Below are 17,147 nucleotides of genomic sequence, written 5' to 3'. Positions count from 1 at the left end.
GCTCACATACGAGGGTGGATCGGAACATTCCGGTCCACCCTCGGTGTTTGCACCACTGCATTCCTTCCCCTGCTCAGAGAGGCACCCATCACCATGACCACCTTCGTGGACCGCGTCGAGCTGCACGTCAGCGCGGGTAACGGGGGCCATGGCTGCGCCTCCGTGCACCGGGAGAAGTTCAAGCCGCTGGGCGGTCCCGACGGCGGCTCCGGCGGCCGTGGCGGTGACGTCACCCTGGTGGTCGACCCGCAGGTGACCACCCTGATCGACTACCACCACTCGCCGCACCGCAGCGCCACCAACGGCAAGCCGGGCGCGGGCGACCACCGCACCGGCGGCGAGGGCCACGACCTGGTCCTGCCGGTGCCGGACGGCACCGTGGTGATGGACAAGCGCGGCAATGTGCTGGCCGACCTGGTCGGCAACGGCACCAGCTTCGTGGTCGCCGCGGGCGGTCGCGGCGGTCTCGGCAACGCCGCGCTGGCGTCGGCCCGCCGCAAGGCCCCCGGCTTCGCGCTGCTCGGCGAGCCCGGCGACAGCATGGACATCGTGCTGGAGCTCAAGTCGGTCGCCGACGTGGCGCTGGTGGGCTACCCCAGCGCCGGCAAGTCCTCGCTGATCTCGGTGCTCTCGGCGGCCAAGCCGAAGATCGCGGACTACCCGTTCACCACCCTGGTCCCCAACCTGGGCGTGGTCACCGCGGGCGACAACGTCTACACCATCGCCGACGTCCCCGGGCTGATCCCCGGCGCCAGCCAGGGCAAGGGCCTCGGCCTGGAGTTCCTGCGCCACGTCGAGCGCTGCGAGGTGCTGGTGCACGTGCTGGACTGCGCCACCCTGGAGACCGACCGCGACCCGCTGGCCGACCTGGACACGATCGAGGCCGAGCTGGCCCAGTACGGCGGCCTGGACGACCGGCCCCGGCTGGTCGCACTGAACAAGATCGACGTGCCGGACGGGCAGGACCTGGCCGACCTCACCCGCGCCTCGCTGGAGGAGCGCGGCTACGAGGTGTTCGAGGTCTCCGCCGTCTCCCGCAAGGGCCTGCGCGAGCTGAGCTTCGCCCTGGCCCGGATCGTCGCCGCGGCCCGCGCCGCCCGCCCGGTGCAGGAGGCCACCCGGGTGGTGCTGCGCCCGGTCGCCGTGGACGACGCCGGCTTCACCGTCACCTACGACGCCGCCGAGGACCTCTACCGCATCGTCGGCAGCAAGCCGGAGCGCTGGATCAAGCAGACCGACTTCTCCAACGACGAGGCGGTCGGCTACCTCGCCGACCGGTTGGCCCGGCTCGGCGCCGAGGTCGCGCTGGCCAAGGCGGGCGCCAAGGAGGGCGACACCGTCGTCATCGGCGAGTCCGACAACGCGGTGGTGTTCGACTGGGAGCCCAGCATGGCCGCCGGCGCCGAGATGCTCGGCCGCCGCGGCGAGGACCACCGGATGGAGTCCCCGCGCGACGCGGTCACCCGCAAGCGCGAGCGGGAGGCCATCCGCGACGACGCCGCCTCGGAGTTCGCCCGGTTCGACCCGCTGCCCAGGCGCGAGGTCGAGCCCGCGCCCGAGGAGTACGAGATCGACGACGAGGAAATCTGAGCATGCTCCCCCCTCTGCCCAAGGCGGAACTGCACCTGCACATCGAGGGCACGCTCGAACCCGAACTGGCCTTCGCCCTGGCCGAGCGCAACGGCATCGACCTGCCGTACGCCACGCCGGAGGAGCTGCGCAGCGCGTACGCGTTCAGCGACCTGCAGTCGTTCCTCGACCTGTACTACCGGCTCACCGACGTGCTGCGGACCGAGCAGGACTTCACCGACCTGGCCGAGGCGTACCTGGTCCGCGCCGCCGCGCAGGGGGTGCGGCACGCGGAGGTCTTCTTCGACCCGCAGGCGCACACCGCGCGCGGGATCGAGCTGGGCACCGTGGTCCGCGGCCTGTCCAGGGCGCTGGACCGCAGCCGGGAGCGGCACGGCGTCTCCACCGGGCTGATCCTCAGCTTCCTGCGGGACCTCTCCGCCGAGGACGCGCTGCGCACCCTCGCCGACGCCGGTCCCTACCTGGACCGGATCACCGCGGTCGGCCTGGACTCGGCCGAGGTGGGCCACCCGCCGGCCAAGTTCACCGAGGTCTACGCCGAGGCCAAGCGGCTCGGCCTGCGGCTGGTCGCGCACGCCGGCGAGGAGGGCCCGCCCGCGTACATCACCGAGGCGCTGGACCTGCTCGGGGTGGAGCGGATCGACCACGGCATCCGCTGCATGGAGGACGACGCCCTGGTCGCCCGGCTGGTCGCGGAGCGGATCCCGCTCACCGTCTGCCCGTTCTCCAACGTCCGGCTGCGCTGCGTGGACACCCTGGAGCAGCACCCGCTGCCGGCCATGCTGGCGGCCGGGCTGCTGGTCACCGTCAACTCGGACGACCCGTCGTACTTCGGCGGCTACGTCGAGGACAACTACCGGGGCCTGCAACGGGCGCTGGGGCTGACGGACGGTCAACTGCGGCTGCTGGCACGGAACTCCTTCCTGGCGTCGTTCGTCGACGAGGAGCGCAGGGCCGAGTTGCTGGCCGAGCTGGACGCGCACCCTTCCAGCAGCTGATATCCAGGTGAGCACCGGCTTCCGGTTCGCGTAGATTGCTGCGCGGCGGACGGCAACCACTCGAATCCGGGAGCGACGGCGTGACAGGCACCCTGCGGGAAGACGTGCTCGGCGCACGCAGGATCGTCGTGAAGGTCGGCTCCTCCTCGCTGACCACCGCCGCCGGCGGCCTCGACGCGGACCGGGTGGACGCCCTGGTCGACGTGCTGGCGAAGACCAGGGACGCGGACACCGAGATCCTGCTGGTCTCCTCCGGCGCCATCGCGGCCGGGCTGGCCCCGCTGGGCCTGGAACGGCGCCCCCGGGACCTGGCCCGGCAGCAGGCCGCCGCGAGCGTCGGCCAGGGCCTGCTGATGGCCCGCTACACCGCCTCCTTCGCCCGGTACGGGCTGCGGGCCGGGCAGGTGCTGCTCACCGCCGAGGACGCCAGCCGCCGGGAGCACTACCGCAACGCCTTCCGCACCCTGGAGCAGCTGCTGGTGATGGGCGCGGTGCCGGTGGTCAACGAGAACGACACGGTCGCCACCGCCGAGATCAAGTTCGGCGACAACGACCGGCTGGCCGCGATCGTGGCCCACCTGGTCCGGGCCGACCTGCTGGTGCTGCTCTCCGACGTGGACGGCCTCTACGACGGCGATCCGAGCAAGCCGGGCAGCCGCAGGATCGCCGAGGTGCGCGGCCCGCAGGACCTGGCCGGGGTGGAGATCGGCAGCGCCGGCAAGGCCGGGGTCGGCACCGGCGGCATGGTGACCAAGGTCGACGCGGCCAGGATCGCCACCGGCGCGGGCATCCCGGTGGTGCTGACCGCGGCCCGGTTCGCCGCCGACGCCCTGTCCGGACGCGACACCGGCACCCTGTTCCACCGCACCGGACGCCGCTCCGCGGACCGGCTGCTCTGGCTGGAGCACGCGAGCGCGCCGCGAGGCGCGGTCCGGCTGGACCCGGGCGCCGTACGAGCCGTGGTCGAACGCCGGACGTCGCTGCTGGCCGCCGGGGTGACCGGGGTCGAGGGTGATTTCGCCGCCGGAGATCCGGTCGACCTTCTTGATGAAAACGGCTGCATCGTGGCCCGGGGGCTGGTCAACTTTGATGTGAGGGAGCTTCCCCGGCTGCTCGGACGGTCCACGCCCGAGCTGGCGCGGGAGCTCGGTCCTGCGTATGAGCGCGAGGTGGTGCACCGTGATGACCTGGTGGTTCTCCCCGTGCCGCTGGGCAGGGCCTGAGCGCTACTGAGAGCGCCGAGAGGAGGCCGCAGGGTGGCACGCAGGCGTCAGGGCACGCAGGGCACGAGATCTGCGGATACGGTGCTCACCAGCATCGAAGGGGGCGCGTCGCACACGGCGCGCGCCGACCGCACGATTCAAGCGCCCCCGGGCGCGGTCCGGGCCGCGGCGTCGCCCGGGGGAGACGAGGACGCCGGCCGCTCCCGGCTCTGGCACGTGGTGCTCAGCGTCGCCGGCCGACCGACCCCGCTCACCGAGCTGAAGCGCGGGCTCGAACAACTGGCCCATGACCACACCCCGTTCATGACCGCGCGGTACGCCGTCGACCACGGCGAGATCCGCTACTGGGAGCAGGCCGAGGACCTCCAGGACGCGGCGGCGATGGCGCTGCGGCTCTGGGGCGAGCACAAGGCCAGCGCGCAGCTGCCGCCCTGGGAGATCGTCGGCCTCGAAGTCGTCGACCGGCCGACCTACCACAAGCGGATAGCGGAGGGGTACGGCGAGTCCCGGGCCTTCCTGAGCGGCGTGCACCCGTACTGAGCGAGTCTTCTCAGTCCCTGGAAGGGCGGGGCCCGGTCCCGGCCCGGACGATTACGCTTGCCGCCATGAGCAGCAGCAGCCCCGAGCACGACTTCGAACTCACCGCGTTCCCCTCTCCCGACCTGCCGTCGCCGATGCCGCAGTCGCCGGTGCTGCAGGCCGCGTACCGGGCCAAGGCGGCGGCCACCGACCTCGCGCCGCTGCCGCGTACGCCGAAGGACGAGGCGCTGCTCGCCATCGCCGACGCCCTGGTGGTCAGGACCAGGGAGATCCTGGAGGCCAACGCCGAGGACGTGGCCAGGGCCCGCGAGGCCGGGACGGCCGAGTCGGTGGTGGACCGCCTCGCGCTGACCCGGGAGCGGGTGGCCGCCATCGCCGCCGACGTCCGGCACGTGGCCGGGCTGCCCGACCCGGTGGGCGAGCTGGTCCGCGGCTCGACCCTGCCGAACGGCCTGGACCTGCGCCAGGTGCGGGTGCCGCTCGGGGTGGTCGGGATCATCTACGAGGCCCGTCCCAATGTCACGGTGGACGCCGCCGCGCTCTGTCTGAAGTCCGGCAACGCGGTGCTGCTGCGCGGTTCGGCCTCGGCCTACGCCTCCAACCGCAAGCTGGTCGAGGTGCTGCGCGACGCGGTCGGCGGCGCGGGGCTGCCGGCCGACTGCATCCAGCTGGTGCCGGGGGAGTCCCGGGAGTCGGTGAACGAGCTGATGCGGGCCCGGGGCATGGTCGACGTGCTGATCCCGCGCGGCGGCGCGGCGCTGATCCGCACCGTGGTGGAGAACTCCACCGTCCCGGTGATCGAGACCGGCACCGGCAACTGCCATGTCTACGTGGACGCGGACACCGACCTGGCGATGGCGGTGCGGATCCTGGTCGACTCCAAGGCCTCCCGCCCCAGCGTCTGCAACGCCGCCGAGACGCTGCTGGTGCACCGGGACGTGGCCGGGTCCTTCCTGCCGCTCGCCCTGGACGCGCTGGCCGAGGCCGGGGTGACCGTGCACGGCGACGAGACCGTGCTGGAGTACGCCGAGGGCTCCAAGGCCACCGTGCTGGAGGCGACGGTGGACGACTGGGAGACCGAGTACCTCTCCTACGACATCGCGGTCCGGGTGGTGGACTCGCTGGACGCCGCGGTCGCGCACATCCGGCTCTGGTCCAGCGGCCACACCGAGGCGATCGTGACCACCTCGCAGGCCGCCGCCCGCCGCTTCACCCAGTTGGTGGACGCCACCACGGTCGCGGTCAACGCCTCCACCCGGTTCACCGACGGCGGCCAGTTCGGCTTCGGCGCCGAGATCGGGATCAGCACCCAGAAGCTGCACGCCCGCGGCCCGATGGGGCTTCCCGAGCTGACCTCGACCAAGTACGTCGTCACCGGTGACGGGCACGTCCGCGGCTGACCGCGCCGCCCGGGGCGGGCGGGGCTGCCACCCGTGCGGGTGCGGCCCTGCCCAAGCCGGAGACAAGCGGGGATCCCGGCGCTACGCTGCTGAGAAGTGGTGCGAACAGGCTGTGGTCCTGCAGATACCGGGGGGTGCCGTGAATCCCGATGGCTTCGACACGGGTGCCGGGGACGCGGTGCCCGGAGAACCGGAGACGTCCGAGGCGGGTACGCCGGACATCTTCGCCGGACTGGTCCTTGACGAGGCGTTCGTCCTCGCCGCGCTGATACACGAGCCCACCGCCGACGAGCGGCTGCGGGCGCTGCGGGCCGGGGCCAAGCGGCGCGGGCGCGCGGTGGCCGGTCCGGCCCGGCACGCCGATCCGGAGGTCGGCCGGTCGGCCGGGATCATCACCCGGCGGGGCCGCTACCAGGCCGCCCCCGGGCGCTGGCAGCGGGTGGTGGCCCGGATGATGCTGGTGGTGATCGGCATGCTCGCGGTGCTGGTCGCGGCGGCGGCGGTGTACCGCGGGGCGGCTCCCGGCAGCCAGCCGGTGCCGGGTCCGAGTAGCGGGGTCGGCAGCAGTTCCAGCGGAAGCGCGGCGGCCGGAGTTCCGCGCTGAGTGAACTTGGTCTCATTTCGTTCGGCCATTGCGGCGTTATGTCTGCTTTGCCGGTAAACGTCCGCGTGCGGCCATGACGGATTGAGAACGTGACCCCTGAGGGCCTTTCACTCCCGCCGACGCGACATACCCTTGCTTCATGGGTGGCCGGGCAGAGCCTCCGGAGGGCACGCCCGAGGGCGGTCCCGGGGGCGAGGACGAGTTCCGATCCGTCGTGTTCGACGAGTCGTTCGTGAGGGCTGCACGCATCCAGGAACTCTCGGCGCAAGAGCGGATGTCCTCCGGCACCCGGCCGATCCGCCGCCGCGGACTGCGCGGGAACGGGCTCTCCCGCCAGGCGCTGGCGCTGATGCTGCTGGTCTCGATGGCCTTCGCCGCCGCGGTCTACCTGGGCACCAAGCACCCCTACCCGCCGGTGCGCGGCAACGCGGCCGAGCTGAGCGTCTCGCTGATCCCGCTGACGGCGGGCCCCGCCGGGGTCCCCACCCTGGTGCCGGTCGCGGCCGACCCCAGCGCGTCGCCGTCCGCGTCCGGCTCGGCCTCGCCCGCCGCCTCCGGTTCGGCGTCGGCGTCGCCCTCCGCCGGGGCCTCGCCCACCGCGGAGATCCAGCCGGGGGACTACCCGTCCGGCGTCAGCGGCCTGGTGCTGCCGAGCCCGCACCACACCGACAACTTCAGTACCGGCCAGGTGATCGCCGCGCTCAAGCTGGTGCAGAACTACCTCACCGTGTCCTCGCTCAACCCCAAGGTGCTGACCGGGGGCGACACCGACGCGGTGCGGGCGCTGCTGGCGTCGGGCCAGTACGCCCAGTTCGACCAGAGCATCTCCAAGCCGACCGACGACCGCAGGCACGAGACCACCGGCTGGATGGTGCGCTTCGACCCGCGGCAGGTGCGGCTCGCGCCCGGCGAGCCGATCCGGGTCCAGGGCACCATGGGCTTCACCGAGGTGGGCTCCAACACCCTCCAGCTGACCAGTGACTACACCTTCATCTACGCGCTGATCCAGACCCCGTCGGCGATAGCCTCCGCCTCCGCGTCCGAGGCGGCGTCCTCCTCGGCGTCGAGCACGGCCAAGGCCGGCGGGGTGCCCGCGCCGCGTCCGACCGTGCTGTTCACGGTCCGCCGGGCGATCACCTACCAGGTCACCGCGGCCGACATAGACGACGGCCACCTGGAGCTCTCCGACTCGGTGGCCCAGCTCGGCGCGACCAGCTGCGGCGCCGACCAGAGCCGCTTCCTGCAGCCGGTCTTCCCGAAGCCGGGCACCCCGGCCTCGGCCTTCGCCCCGTCCACCGCGCACCACGGCGCGAGCGCCACAGACTCCCCGTCGCCGACGGCCACCGCGACCGCCTCGCCGACCCCGGGCACCGGGACCGACCCGTTCGACCAGAGCCTGCCCGCCTGGGACGTGTGCGGGGTGATGACCGGGCCGACGGCCCTGAGCCCGCAGCAGTAGCGCTGCGGGGCGGAGGGACCGTCGGCCCGGGGTCGGTCGCGGTGCGCGGTGACCTGGTGTCAGGCCTGCGCGGGCGGCGGCTCCTCGGCGCCGCCGGCCGGGGCGGAGTTGCGGTTCCCGGCGAAGACGTCCCGGAGCTTGCCGCCGAGGTCCCCGGCGCCGCCGGCGACGTCCCGGATCAGGCCCATCAGCGGGTCCTTGGTCTCCTTGAAGGACTGCGCGTAGGAGTCCGCGGCGGCCTTGAACTGCTCGCCGACGCCGGCCTCGCCGTCCTGGTCCCGGCGCGGGTAGGCGCCGGCCATGATCGAGCTGTACTCGTCGCTCTCGGCCCACTTCTTCAGCTTCTGCACCCGGACCGCGACGAACGGGTGCGTCTGCGGCAGCACCTGCAGCAGCTTTATCACGCCGTCCCGCAGGTCCCCGGCCCGGTCGTACTCCTCGGCCTGCTCCAGGAAGGCGTCGGTGTTCATCTCGTGCAGGTGGTGGCCGCCGGCCAGCTTCATCAGGCCGCGCATGGACGCCTGCAGGTCCTGGCCGACCAGCAGCCCGGCCCGGTCGCAGGACAGCTCGGCCTTGCGGAACCACTCCTTGAGCGCGGTGATGATGGCCAGGATGGCGAGGTTGCCCAGCGGGATCCAGGCGATCTTGGTGGCCAGGTTGGTCAGGATCAGCAGCATGGTCCGGTAGACGGCGTGGCCGGACATGGCGTGGCCGACCTCGTGGCCGATCACCGCCCGCATCTCCTCCTCGTCGAGCAGGTCGACCAGGCCGGTGGTCACCATGATCACCGGGGTGTCCATGCCGATGCAGTAGGCGTTGGGCTCCGGGTCCTGGCTGACGTAGAGCGGCGGGACCTTCTCCAGGTCCAGGGTGTAGGCGGCGTCCCGCACCATGTCGTACAGGTGCGCGAACTGACGCTCCGAGGTGCGCACGGCGGAGGCCAGGAACAGCAGCCGGACCGAGCGCTCGGAGACCAGGCCGCCGAGCTTCTTCAGGATGTCGTCGAAGCCGCTGAGCTTGCGCAGCGAGACCAGCGCGGAGCGGTCCGCGGGGTGCTCCCAGGCGCGGGTGGAGATGCCGGGGAAGCGCTTGCGGGTGCGGCTCGGCACGGCGCCGCTGTCATTGGGTTGGGTCATCGTCCTGCGTCCTCCCGATCGACGGCGGACCCCGGCCTGGCGCCGGCCCCCGCCGTCCTGTTGTCCGTCCTCTGCTGCCCTGCGTACTGCCGCGCTCGTCCCCACAGCGACTGACTCTGTCCGACACCCTACGCGCGGGCGGTGACACCGAGCGGCGATCCCGCCGACAATTCACGCGGGCGCCCGGTCTAACCTGAGTTGTCCGGCCGTCCCCCGAGGGAGTCACACCCGATGCGTACCACCACCGCCCTGCAGCAGCTGGCCGCCATCTCCGACGGCGCCGGCCCGGGGATGTTCCTGCGGATCATCGTCATCGTCGCGATCGTCGGGGTGGTCCTCCTCGCCTTCGTGCTGCTGCGCGGCTACCGCGAATGAGCGCACACGGAGTCAGACGCGTGGAGCCGCTGAGCGGTTGCCCCGGGGGTGCCCGTACCATGAGCACGATCCAACCGCCCCCGGTACGTCCCCGAGCCAGAAGGTCCAGCCACCGATGAGCCTCAACGCCGCCGCACCCGCTCTCGCCCAGCTCGCCGAGGGGAACGGCAACCACAACAGCCTGAACCCGGTCATCACGGGCGGCGGCGCGCTGCTGATCCTGCTGATCCTGCTGTTCCTGACCACGCGCTTCAACAAGGACCGCTAGACCGCCGGCACCGCGACCCGCCCGTGCACCCCGGCCGTTCCGGAGCCGTCCGGTCCGCGCCGGGACCGGGCCCCCGACGAATCACGTAGGGTGAGCGCTCATGGAGCAGCCTCAGCCCGGTGACGGACCGGTGAAGAAGCGCCTGGGCGTGATGGGCGGCACGTTCGATCCCATCCACCACGGGCACCTCGTCGCGGCCAGCGAGGTCGCGAGCCTCTTCGCGCTGGACGAAGTGGTCTTCGTCCCCACAGGTGAGCCGTGGCAGAAGGACGGCCGGCCGGTCTCCGCCGCCGAGGACCGCTATCTGATGACGGTCATCGCCACCGCCTCCAACCCGCAGTTCTCGGTGAGCCGGATCGACGTCGACCGCGAGGGCCCGACGTACACCACCGACACCCTGCGTGACCTCCGGGCCGCACACGCGGACGCCGACCTCTTCTTCATCACCGGGGCCGACGCCCTGGAGCAGATCTTCTCCTGGCGCGACGCCGAGGAACTGTTCGACCTCGCCCACTTCATCGGAGTGACCCGCCCGGGGCACACTTTGACGGACCCCGGGCTTCCGGCCGGCGGCGTGTCCCTGGTCGAGGTGCCCGCGCTGGCGATCTCCTCCACCGACTGCCGCCTGCGGGTCGCCCGGGGCGAGCCGGTCTGGTACCTGGTGCCGGACGGCGTGGTGCGCTACATCGACAAGCGCAGGCTCTACCTCGAAGACCAGGACGACCACCGCGAGGGCACAGGGACAGGGGCGGCGTGACCGGGACCGGAGACGGCAGCCAGCCGCAGCAGCAGTACGACGAGTGGGGCCGGCCGATACCGCCGTACCCGGAGATCCCGCAGCAGTACGGCTACCAGCAGCAGCCCCAGCAGTACGAGCAGGCGCAGCAGTACCAGCAGGCCCCCTACGAGCAGGCCCCGTACGGCTACGACGCCTACGGGCAGCCGCTCCCGCAGCCCCGGCAACAGCAGCAGTACGCCGATCCCGGCTACGGCTACCAGCAGCCGCAGCAGTACGACTACGGCCAGCAGCAGTACCAGCAGCCGGCCGGCTACGGGCAGCAGCAGGGCTACCAGGAGCCGCAGCAGTTCGCCCCGCCCCCCGCGTCCGCCCCCGCGCCGGAGCAGCGCCCCCGGTCGGTCTACACGCCCCCCGCGCCCGCCCCGTCCCCGGTCGTCCCCGGCCCCGCCCGCCCCTCCGAGCGGGTCGGCGGCGACCGCAGGCCGACCCAGCCGGAGCCCGGTGAGCCGGGTTACGGCACCGAGGAGTTCACCTTCGTCGACGACGCCGAGGAGTCGGCCGACGTCATCGACTGGATGAAGTTCAGCGAGACCCGCGGCGAGCGCCGCGACGAGCGGCGCAAGCGGCTGCGCCACCGTGCGGTGTCGCTGCTGGTGGTGCTGGTCCTGATCGGCGGCGGCGCGGGCGGCTACCTCTGGGCCAAGGGGCGGCTGTTCGACAAGGCGGCGGCCCCGGTGGCCGCGTCCACCGAGCGCACCGTGGTGGCCGTGCACCTGCACGACCTGAACCAGAACATCCTCACCGCGCTGCTGGTCTCCGACCCGAGCGGGGGCCAGGGCGCGACCGTGCTGATCCCGGGCGCGCTCGGGGTGCCCACCGACGGCGGGGGAGCCCCGGAGCCGCTCGGCTCGTCGTCCAGCGGCAAGGGCTCGGTCGACGTCCAGGGCAACGCCGCGACCAGGGACGGGCTGAACACCCTGCTCGGCGCGAACATCAGCTCGACCTGGGGCCTCTACACCCCGTTCCTGCAGAAGCTGTGGGACATCGTCCAGCCCGCCGGGATCGTGGTGGACGCCAACACCACCATCACCGTCGGCGGCAAGACCCTGGTCAGCCCCGGCAAGGCGGCCCTGCACGGGGACGCCGCCACCGCCTATGCCACCTACCGGGCCAAGGGCGAGAGCCCGGGAGCCCAACTGGCCCGCTTCGGACAGGTGCTGACGGCCCTGGTGGCGGCGATGCCGCAGGACGCCGCCACCGCCTCCAGCGACATCACCCAGATGGGCGCGGTGCCCGACCCCTCGCTCCCGGACAGCACCCTGGGCGCGGTGCTGGCCGCCCTGTCCACGGACGCCAAGGCCGGGAAGCTCTCCACCCGGACGCTCGCGGTGAAAGGCGACGGCACGCTCGGCCCCGGCGCCGGAGACCTGGTGAAGCAGCTGCTCGGCGGCAAGGTCAGCGACAGCGGCAGCACCGCCACGGTGGCCCGGGTGGCGATCCAGGACGCCACCGGCAGCGCCAACCTGGCCAACCTGGCCGACGCGGACATGGTCAACGGCGGCTTCACCCTGGTCCCGGGCACGGCCAAGGCGGCCACCCGCGCGGCGAGCACGGTGAGCTACTCCGATCCGGCCCGCGCGGCGGACGCCAAGCAGGTCGCCCAGGACCTGGGCCTGCCGGACTCGGCCGTGAGGAAGGTCACCACGACCCAGTCCGTCGACGTGATGGTGGTGCTCGGCCAGGACTTCAAGGGCTGACCCGGCGCCGCCCGCCACCGCCCGCTCCGGAGCCGCAGGGAACTCCGGAGCGGGTTGCCGGCCGTCCATGAGATCCTGGAGGGTACCTGTGCCCCCGAACCGAGAGCATCCTGTGACCGCGACAGACCGCGCCGTAGAACTCGTCACCACCGCCGCCCAGGCCGCGGCGGACAAGCTGGCCCACAACATCATCGCCTTCGACGTCAGCGACGTGCTGGCGATCACCGACGCCTTCGTGCTGGCCTCCGCGCCCAACGACCGGCAGGTCAAGGCCATCGCGGACGGCATCGAGGAGGCGCTGCGGGAGCAGTGCGACACCAAGCCGGTGCGCCGCGAGGGCGAGCGCGAGGGCCGCTGGATCCTGCTCGACTTCCTGGACGTCGTGGTGCACGTGCAGCACTCCGAGGAGCGCTCCTACTACGGCCTGGAGCGGCTCTGGAAGGACTGCCCGGAGATCGAGCTGCCCGAGGACGCCAAGGCCAGCCGCAACCGCCCGGACGCGGACGAGTACATCCGCGAGCCCAACGAGTTCGACCACGTGGAGGCCGTGCTGGCGGCCGAGGCCGATCGGGACCTGCGCTGAACGGCAGCCCAGCCGTCCGCCGGGTGGTCTTCTGGCGGCACGGCCAGACCGCCTGGAACCTGGAGGGGCGGTTCCAGGGCACCACGGACATCCCGCTGACCGAGACCGGCACCGCCCAGGCCCGCCGCGCCGCCCGGCGGCTCGCCGCGCTGTGCCCGGACGCGCTGATCTCCTCCGACCTGCGCCGCGCCGCCGCCACCGCAGCCGAGCTGGCCGCGGTGACCGGCCTGGAGCCGGTCCACGACGCGGGCCTGCAGGAGACCTACGCCGGCTCCTGGCAGGGCCTGACCAACGAGGAGATCCAGGCCGCGTACGGCGAGGAGTACCGGGCCTGGAAGCTGGGCGAGCCGGTCCGCAGGGGCGGCGGCGAGCTGGGCACCGAGGTCGCCGACCGGGCCGTCCCGGTGGTCCTGGACGGGGTGAAGAACCTCCCCGACCGGGGCACGCTGGTGGTGGTCAGCCACGGCGGCACGATCAGGATGGCGATCGGCCGGATGCTCGGGCTCGACCCGTCGCACTGGGAGGCGCTGGGCGGCCTGTCCAACTGCTGCTGGTCCGTGCTGGGCGAGGGCGCGCGCGGCTGGCGCCTGCTGGAGCACAACGCGGGGACCCTCCCGGAGCCGGTGATCGGGGACGACACCTGAGCGGTAGCCGGGGGAAGGGGCCGGATTTCGCAGTTCGGCCCCCCTGCCGCTAAAGTCTTCCTCGTTCGGACCGCGCGAAATCCGGTGCCGGGCAGCGGGGCTGTAGCTCAGTTGGTAGAGCGCTTGCATGGCATGCAAGAGGTCCGGGGTTCAATTCCCCGTAGCTCCACGCGGTAAAAGCGGTAAAGGCACAGATGAAGTTGCACGGGGCTGTAGCTCAGTTGGTAGAGCGCTTGCATGGCATGCAAGAGGTCCGGGGTTCAATTCCCCGTAGCTCCACAGAAGAACGAACCCACTCAGTGGGTGTGGTCGACCACCGGGAGTCCCGGGTGGTCCATCAGCCAGGCGATGCGGTCCCTGCTCTGCTGGTCCATCGGTGAGTAGACCACCATCCGTGCCTCCGGCACCCCGGTCACGCCCAGGTTGGTCGCCGTCAGGCGTACCTCGCCGACCGCCGCGTGCCGGAACACCTTCTGCCGGGCGGAGTGCGCGGCCACGTCCTGCTGGGCCCACAGCCGGGCGAACTCGGGGCTGGCGGCCAGCAGGTCGCGGATGAACTCCTCCCAGTACGGTTCGCCGAGGTGCTGCCCGTAGCCGGAGCGCAGCACCGCGACCATCCGCGGCAGCTCCTGGTCGCGGTTGAGGAAGGCGTTGCAGCAGGCCGGGGTGGTCGCGGTGGCCCACATGCTGTTGCGTCGGGACTTCTCACCCAGCATCAGCCCGGGGAACAGCGCCTCGTAGGCGGAGTTCCAGCGCAGGATGTCGTAGCGGGAGTTGCTCACCGCCGTGGGCAGCGGGTCGAGCGCGTCCAGGACCGTCTGCAGCTCCTCGGGGAACGGGCACTCGATCGCGGGCGGGCGGCCCGGCTCGTGGCCGGCCAGGCGGTAGAGGTGGGCCCGTTCGACGGTGTCCAGCTTCAGGGTGCGGGCGATGGCCCCGAGCACCTGCTCGCTGGCGTTGATCGGCCGCCCCTGCTCCAGCCAGGTGTACCAGGTCACGCCGACCCCGGAGAGCTGCGCCACCTCCTCCCGCCGCAGCCCCGGGGTGCGGCGGCGCAGGCCGGGCGGCATGCCCACGTCCTCCGGGGTGACCCGGCCCCTGCGGGCCTTGAGGAAGGCGGCGAGCTCGGTCCGCCGCGGCGCGGCCCGCGGCCCGGCGTCGACGGGCCGGGCTGAGGGGGTCGGCGTCGGCTCGATCAGGCTCATGCTGCCATCGTGCCGCAGATCCGGACCGGCTGACAGGTGCTGCCGGTACCAGGATCAGCAGGCTCTCACTTCCGGTACCGGAAGCGCCCCAGGATGGTTCCATGACCGCCACCGAGACCCCGCAGAGCATCCCAACCACCGTACCCACCACAACAGTTCACCAGAACGGATCAGGTGCCGCACCCCCGCCGCCGGCCCGCCCCGGGCTGCTCCTCGGCCTGCTGCTGACCGGCCAGTTCATGGCGGTGCTCGACGTCTTCATCGTCAATGTCGCCGCCCCGGTGATCCGGACCGACCTGCACACCTCGGGCTCGGCGCTGCAACTGGTCATCGCCGGGTACACCGTCGCCTACGCGGTGCTGCTGATCACCGGGGCCAGGCTCGGCGAGCGGCACGGCTTCAGCCGGGTGTTCCAGCTCGGCGTGGCCGGGTTCACGCTGTCCTCGCTGGCCTGCGGGCTCGCGCCGGACTCGGGGGCGCTGATCGGCTTCCGGGTGCTCCAGGGCATCTGCGCCGCGCTGATGGTGCCGCAGGTGATCAGCCTGATCCAGCGGACCTTCAGCGGCGCGGCCAGGATCCGGGCCCTCGGCGCCTACACCGCGGTGCTGGCCGGGGGCGGGGCCGTCGGCCAGGTCCTCGGCGGGGCGCTGGTCAGCGCCGACCTGTTCGGCTCCGGCTGGCGGCCGGTGTTCCTGGTGAACGTGCCGATCGGGACCGCCCTGCTGCTCGCCGGACGGCGGCTGCTGCCGGTGCTGCCGGGCAACCGCGAGCGCGGCCTCGACCTGCCCGGCCTGTTGGTGCTCGCGGCCGGGCTCGGGCTGCTGGTGGTGCCGCTGGTGCTCGGCCACGAGGAGCACTGGCCGCTCTGGGGCTGGCTGGCGCTCGGCGCCGGGGTGCTGATGTTCGGACTGTTCGGCCTGGTGGAGCGGCGGGTCGCGGCCCGCGGCGGCAGCCCGCTGATCCGCGGCCGGGTGCTGCGCGCCCCCGGCCTGCTCACCGCCGGCGGCGGGCTGCTGCTGACCATGGGCAGCTTCGGCGGCTTCATGTTCGCCATGGCGCTGCACGTCCAGGCGGGTCTCGGGCTGAGTCCGCTGCGGGCCGGGCTGGTCTTCCTGCCGATGACGGTGGGCTTCGGCCTCTCCGGGATGCACTGGCAGCGGCTGCCGAAGCGGTTCCACCCGGTCCTGCCGGCCGTGGCGCTGGCGGTCTCCGGGCTCGGCTACCTCGGGGTCGGCCTGATGCTGCGGGAGGGCGAGCGGATCGGCGTCGGCGTCGAGGCGCTGATGCTGCCGCTCGGCCTGATCGCGGGCAGTGCCTACGGTCCGCTGATGGGCCGCGCCCTGGCCCGGGTCGCCCCGGCCGACGCGGCGGACGCCAGCGGGGTGGTGATCACGATGATCCAGCTGGGCAGCGTGGTCGGGGTGGCCGTGCTGGGCACCCTGTTCCTCAGCGGGGTGAGCTACCCGGCCGCCGCCGCGGTCTCCGGCCGCTCGCTGTTCGCCACGGCGGTCGGCACCTGCGTCGCGCTGCTCGCCGCCGCCGTGCTGGCGGCCCGGGTCCGCCGGGTGGGCTAGCCCCTGCCCTGCCGCCTCCCATCGGCGCGGCGGCGCAGGTGGGAGGCCCGGAAAGGGATTGGTAAGCGGGGTGCGCCGACGTGTAGAGTGGGCACATCGCCAGGGGCTGTAGCTCAGTTGGTAGAGCGCTTGCATGGCATGCAAGAGGTCCGGGGTTCAATTCCCCGTAGCTCCACAGCGCAGGGCGATCCCGCCCGGTCGAGTCGACCGGGCGGGATTTTTTTTTATGGGCCGCCCTGCTTCAGCCGCAGTGCCAGCGCCGGGCACTGGCTGACCGCGCGGCGCGCGCCGTGGGCGAGCCAGGGGGCGATCGGGGTGCCGCCCAGCACCGGGTAGCCGTGCGGACCGAGGGTGATCAGCTCGGGCGCTATCGCCGCGCACAGCCCGTGCCCGTCGCAGCGGGACCAGTCGACCTCCAGCACCGGCGCGCCCTCGGCCGGGGCCGGAAGCGCCGAGGCCTGGTCCCCCGGCAGCGGCAGCATGCCGCGGACCGGGCGTCCGCAGCCGCGCCCGGTCTCGTGCAGGGCCAGGTCCTCGGCGAACACGGTCAGCGCGGAGAGCACGAACCTGGCGGTCCCGTCCGGGTGGGCGCAGGCGCCCCGGCCGCGCACCGCGGAGACGGTGCGCCGGGCCTGGTCCAGCGCGGACGGCCCGCCGCCGCCGGTGGCGAGCTGGGCCAGCGCGCCCGCGGTGTCGGGCAGGCCCAACCGGCAGGGGCCGCACTGCCCGGCGGACTCCGCCGGGCAGCCAGGCCGCGATCCGGGCCACCTCGCCGATCGGGCAGGTGTCCTGGGGCAGCGCCGCCACCGCGCCCGCGCCCAGGGTGCCGCCGACCGCGGCCAGCCCGGCCCGGGAGACGGCGGCGTGCGCGGCGTCCTCGGGCCTGAGCCAGGCCCCGTGGTAGCCGCCGACCAGCAGGCCCTGCCCCGGCCGCACCCCGCAGGCGTCCAGCACCCGGCCGAGCACCGCGCCCGCCGGGACCTCGACCACCAGCGGGGCCCGGCCCGGACGGGTCACCGTGAGCAGCACCGTCCCGGGTTCGGCCGGGGTGC

General features: G+C 73.0%; 17 protein-coding genes and 3 tRNA genes. 17 read left to right on the top strand and 3 right to left on the bottom strand.

What is annotated here, in order from left to right:
* Positions 1-93 precede the first annotated feature (93 nt).
* The 7 genes from obgE (at position 94) to ACEZDE_RS07495 (ending at position 7,814) form a co-directional block, all read left to right on the top strand.
* On the top strand, positions 94-1,590 hold the full coding sequence (obgE, locus tag ACEZDE_RS07525) for a GTPase ObgE (RefSeq protein WP_380533753.1): 1,497 nt from the start codon (positions 94-96) through the stop codon (positions 1,588-1,590).
* Positions 1,591-1,592: 2 nt separating this feature from the next.
* Positions 1,593-2,588: an adenosine deaminase gene (locus ACEZDE_RS07520; RefSeq protein ID WP_380533751.1), complete on the top strand. Its 996-nt coding sequence runs from the start codon at positions 1,593-1,595 to the stop codon at positions 2,586-2,588.
* 104 nt (positions 2,589-2,692) lie between these two features.
* Positions 2,693-3,811 (top strand): glutamate 5-kinase, encoded by a 1,119-nt coding sequence (gene proB / locus ACEZDE_RS07515; protein ID WP_380533982.1) that lies wholly within the window; start codon positions 2,693-2,695, stop codon positions 3,809-3,811.
* 33 nt (positions 3,812-3,844) lie between these two features.
* Positions 3,845-4,351 (top strand): hypothetical protein, encoded by a 507-nt coding sequence (locus ACEZDE_RS07510; protein ID WP_380533749.1) that lies wholly within the window; start codon positions 3,845-3,847, stop codon positions 4,349-4,351.
* A gap of 134 nt (positions 4,352-4,485) precedes the next feature.
* Positions 4,486-5,751 (top strand): glutamate-5-semialdehyde dehydrogenase, encoded by a 1,266-nt coding sequence (locus ACEZDE_RS07505; RefSeq protein ID WP_380533980.1) that lies wholly within the window; start codon positions 4,486-4,488, stop codon positions 5,749-5,751.
* A 178-nt stretch (positions 5,752-5,929) separates the two neighbouring features.
* Positions 5,930-6,355 carry an SCO2583/SCO2584 N-terminal domain-containing protein gene (locus tag ACEZDE_RS07500; RefSeq protein ID WP_380533747.1) on the top strand — a complete coding sequence of 142 codons (426 nt, stop codon included), beginning with the start codon at positions 5,930-5,932 and terminating at the stop codon, positions 6,353-6,355.
* Positions 6,356-6,494: 139 nt separating this feature from the next.
* A complete protein-coding gene (locus ACEZDE_RS07495; RefSeq protein ID WP_380533745.1) occupies positions 6,495-7,814 on the top strand; it encodes an SCO2583 family membrane protein in 1,320 nt (439 codons plus the stop codon).
* Between the two features lie 59 nt (positions 7,815-7,873).
* On the opposite strand, the gene ACEZDE_RS07490 is transcribed toward ACEZDE_RS07495, so the two are convergent.
* Entirely contained in the window at positions 7,874-8,950 is a 1,077-nt protein-coding gene (locus ACEZDE_RS07490) for a M48 family metallopeptidase (protein WP_380533743.1), read from the bottom strand.
* A gap of 231 nt (positions 8,951-9,181) precedes the next feature.
* Here ACEZDE_RS07490 and ACEZDE_RS07485 point away from each other — a divergent pair, with 231 nt between their 5' ends.
* The 8 genes from ACEZDE_RS07485 (at position 9,182) to ACEZDE_RS07450 (ending at position 13,595) form a co-directional block, all read left to right on the top strand.
* Complete coding sequence (locus tag ACEZDE_RS07485; RefSeq protein ID WP_380533741.1) at positions 9,182-9,325, top strand: hypothetical protein; 144 nt, start codon at positions 9,182-9,184, stop codon at positions 9,323-9,325.
* A gap of 115 nt (positions 9,326-9,440) precedes the next feature.
* Positions 9,441-9,593 (top strand): hypothetical protein, encoded by a 153-nt coding sequence (locus ACEZDE_RS07480; RefSeq protein WP_380533740.1) that lies wholly within the window; start codon positions 9,441-9,443, stop codon positions 9,591-9,593.
* Positions 9,594-9,693: 100 nt separating this feature from the next.
* Positions 9,694-10,350 (top strand): nicotinate-nucleotide adenylyltransferase, encoded by a 657-nt coding sequence (gene nadD / locus ACEZDE_RS07475; protein ID WP_380533738.1) that lies wholly within the window; start codon positions 9,694-9,696, stop codon positions 10,348-10,350.
* Complete coding sequence (locus tag ACEZDE_RS07470) at positions 10,347-12,089, top strand: LytR C-terminal domain-containing protein (protein WP_380533736.1); 1,743 nt, start codon at positions 10,347-10,349, stop codon at positions 12,087-12,089. Before nadD ends, ACEZDE_RS07470 begins: the two co-directional genes overlap by 4 nt.
* Positions 12,090-12,201: 112 nt before the next feature.
* Positions 12,202-12,672 carry a ribosome silencing factor gene (gene rsfS / locus ACEZDE_RS07465; RefSeq protein ID WP_380533734.1) on the top strand — a complete coding sequence of 157 codons (471 nt, stop codon included), beginning with the start codon at positions 12,202-12,204 and terminating at the stop codon, positions 12,670-12,672.
* Complete coding sequence (locus tag ACEZDE_RS07460) at positions 12,669-13,316, top strand: histidine phosphatase family protein (protein ID WP_380533978.1); 648 nt, start codon at positions 12,669-12,671, stop codon at positions 13,314-13,316. Before rsfS ends, ACEZDE_RS07460 begins: the two co-directional genes overlap by 4 nt.
* 96 nt (positions 13,317-13,412) lie before the next feature.
* A tRNA-Ala gene (locus ACEZDE_RS07455) sits at positions 13,413-13,485 on the top strand.
* A gap of 37 nt (positions 13,486-13,522) precedes the next feature.
* Positions 13,523-13,595, top strand: a tRNA-Ala gene (locus ACEZDE_RS07450).
* Between the two features lie 17 nt (positions 13,596-13,612).
* On the opposite strand, the gene ACEZDE_RS07445 is transcribed toward ACEZDE_RS07450, so the two are convergent.
* A complete protein-coding gene (locus tag ACEZDE_RS07445; RefSeq protein ID WP_380533732.1) occupies positions 13,613-14,521 on the bottom strand; it encodes a helix-turn-helix transcriptional regulator in 909 nt (302 codons plus the stop codon).
* Positions 14,522-14,622: 101 nt separating this feature from the next.
* Between ACEZDE_RS07445 and ACEZDE_RS07440 the strand changes: the two genes are divergently transcribed.
* Positions 14,623-16,095, top strand: coding sequence for an MFS transporter (locus ACEZDE_RS07440; RefSeq protein WP_380533730.1), 1,473 nt, complete (start codon positions 14,623-14,625; stop codon positions 16,093-16,095).
* Positions 16,096-16,197: 102 nt separating this feature from the next.
* Positions 16,198-16,270 (top strand) — tRNA-Ala (locus ACEZDE_RS07435).
* Between the two features lie 49 nt (positions 16,271-16,319).
* Here the strand turns inward: ACEZDE_RS07435 and ACEZDE_RS07430 are convergent.
* Positions 16,320-16,802, bottom strand: a complete 483-nt coding sequence (locus ACEZDE_RS07430) for a ferredoxin (RefSeq protein ID WP_380533728.1) — start codon at positions 16,800-16,802, stop codon at positions 16,320-16,322.
* Between the last annotated feature and the right edge of the window lie 345 nt (positions 16,803-17,147).

It is taken from the genome of Streptacidiphilus cavernicola, from assembly GCF_042510955.1.
In the GTDB taxonomy this organism is placed as follows: domain Bacteria; phylum Actinomycetota; class Actinomycetes; order Streptomycetales; family Streptomycetaceae; genus Streptacidiphilus; species Streptacidiphilus cavernicola.
Note: the sequence above shows the minus strand (reverse complement) of the source record. Positions and strands in the feature narration are given on the sequence as shown.

What these genes read in the sequence shown, in the direction of transcription:
- ACEZDE_RS07485 (WP_380533741.1), top strand. Translation starts at nt 9,182, where the DNA reads ATGCGTACCACCACCGCCCTGCAGCAGCTGGCCGCCATCTCCGACGGC.
- nadD (WP_380533738.1), top strand. Translation starts at nt 9,694, where the DNA reads ATGGAGCAGCCTCAGCCCGGTGACGGACCGGTGAAGAAGCGCCTGGGC.
- ACEZDE_RS07440 (WP_380533730.1), top strand. Translation starts at nt 14,623, where the DNA reads ATGACCGCCACCGAGACCCCGCAGAGCATCCCAACCACCGTACCCACC.
- ACEZDE_RS07490 (WP_380533743.1), bottom strand. Translation starts at nt 8,950, where the DNA reads ATGACCCAACCCAATGACAGCGGCGCCGTGCCGAGCCGCACCCGCAAG.
- ACEZDE_RS07520 (WP_380533751.1), top strand. Translation starts at nt 1,593, where the DNA reads ATGCTCCCCCCTCTGCCCAAGGCGGAACTGCACCTGCACATCGAGGGC.
- obgE (WP_380533753.1), top strand. Translation starts at nt 94, where the DNA reads ATGACCACCTTCGTGGACCGCGTCGAGCTGCACGTCAGCGCGGGTAAC.
- ACEZDE_RS07445 (WP_380533732.1), bottom strand. Translation starts at nt 14,521, where the DNA reads ATGAGCCTGATCGAGCCGACGCCGACCCCCTCAGCCCGGCCCGTCGAC.
- ACEZDE_RS07495 (WP_380533745.1), top strand. Translation starts at nt 6,495, where the DNA reads ATGGGTGGCCGGGCAGAGCCTCCGGAGGGCACGCCCGAGGGCGGTCCC.
- ACEZDE_RS07505 (WP_380533980.1), top strand. Translation starts at nt 4,486, where the DNA reads ATGCCGCAGTCGCCGGTGCTGCAGGCCGCGTACCGGGCCAAGGCGGCG.
- ACEZDE_RS07480 (WP_380533740.1), top strand. Translation starts at nt 9,441, where the DNA reads ATGAGCCTCAACGCCGCCGCACCCGCTCTCGCCCAGCTCGCCGAGGGG.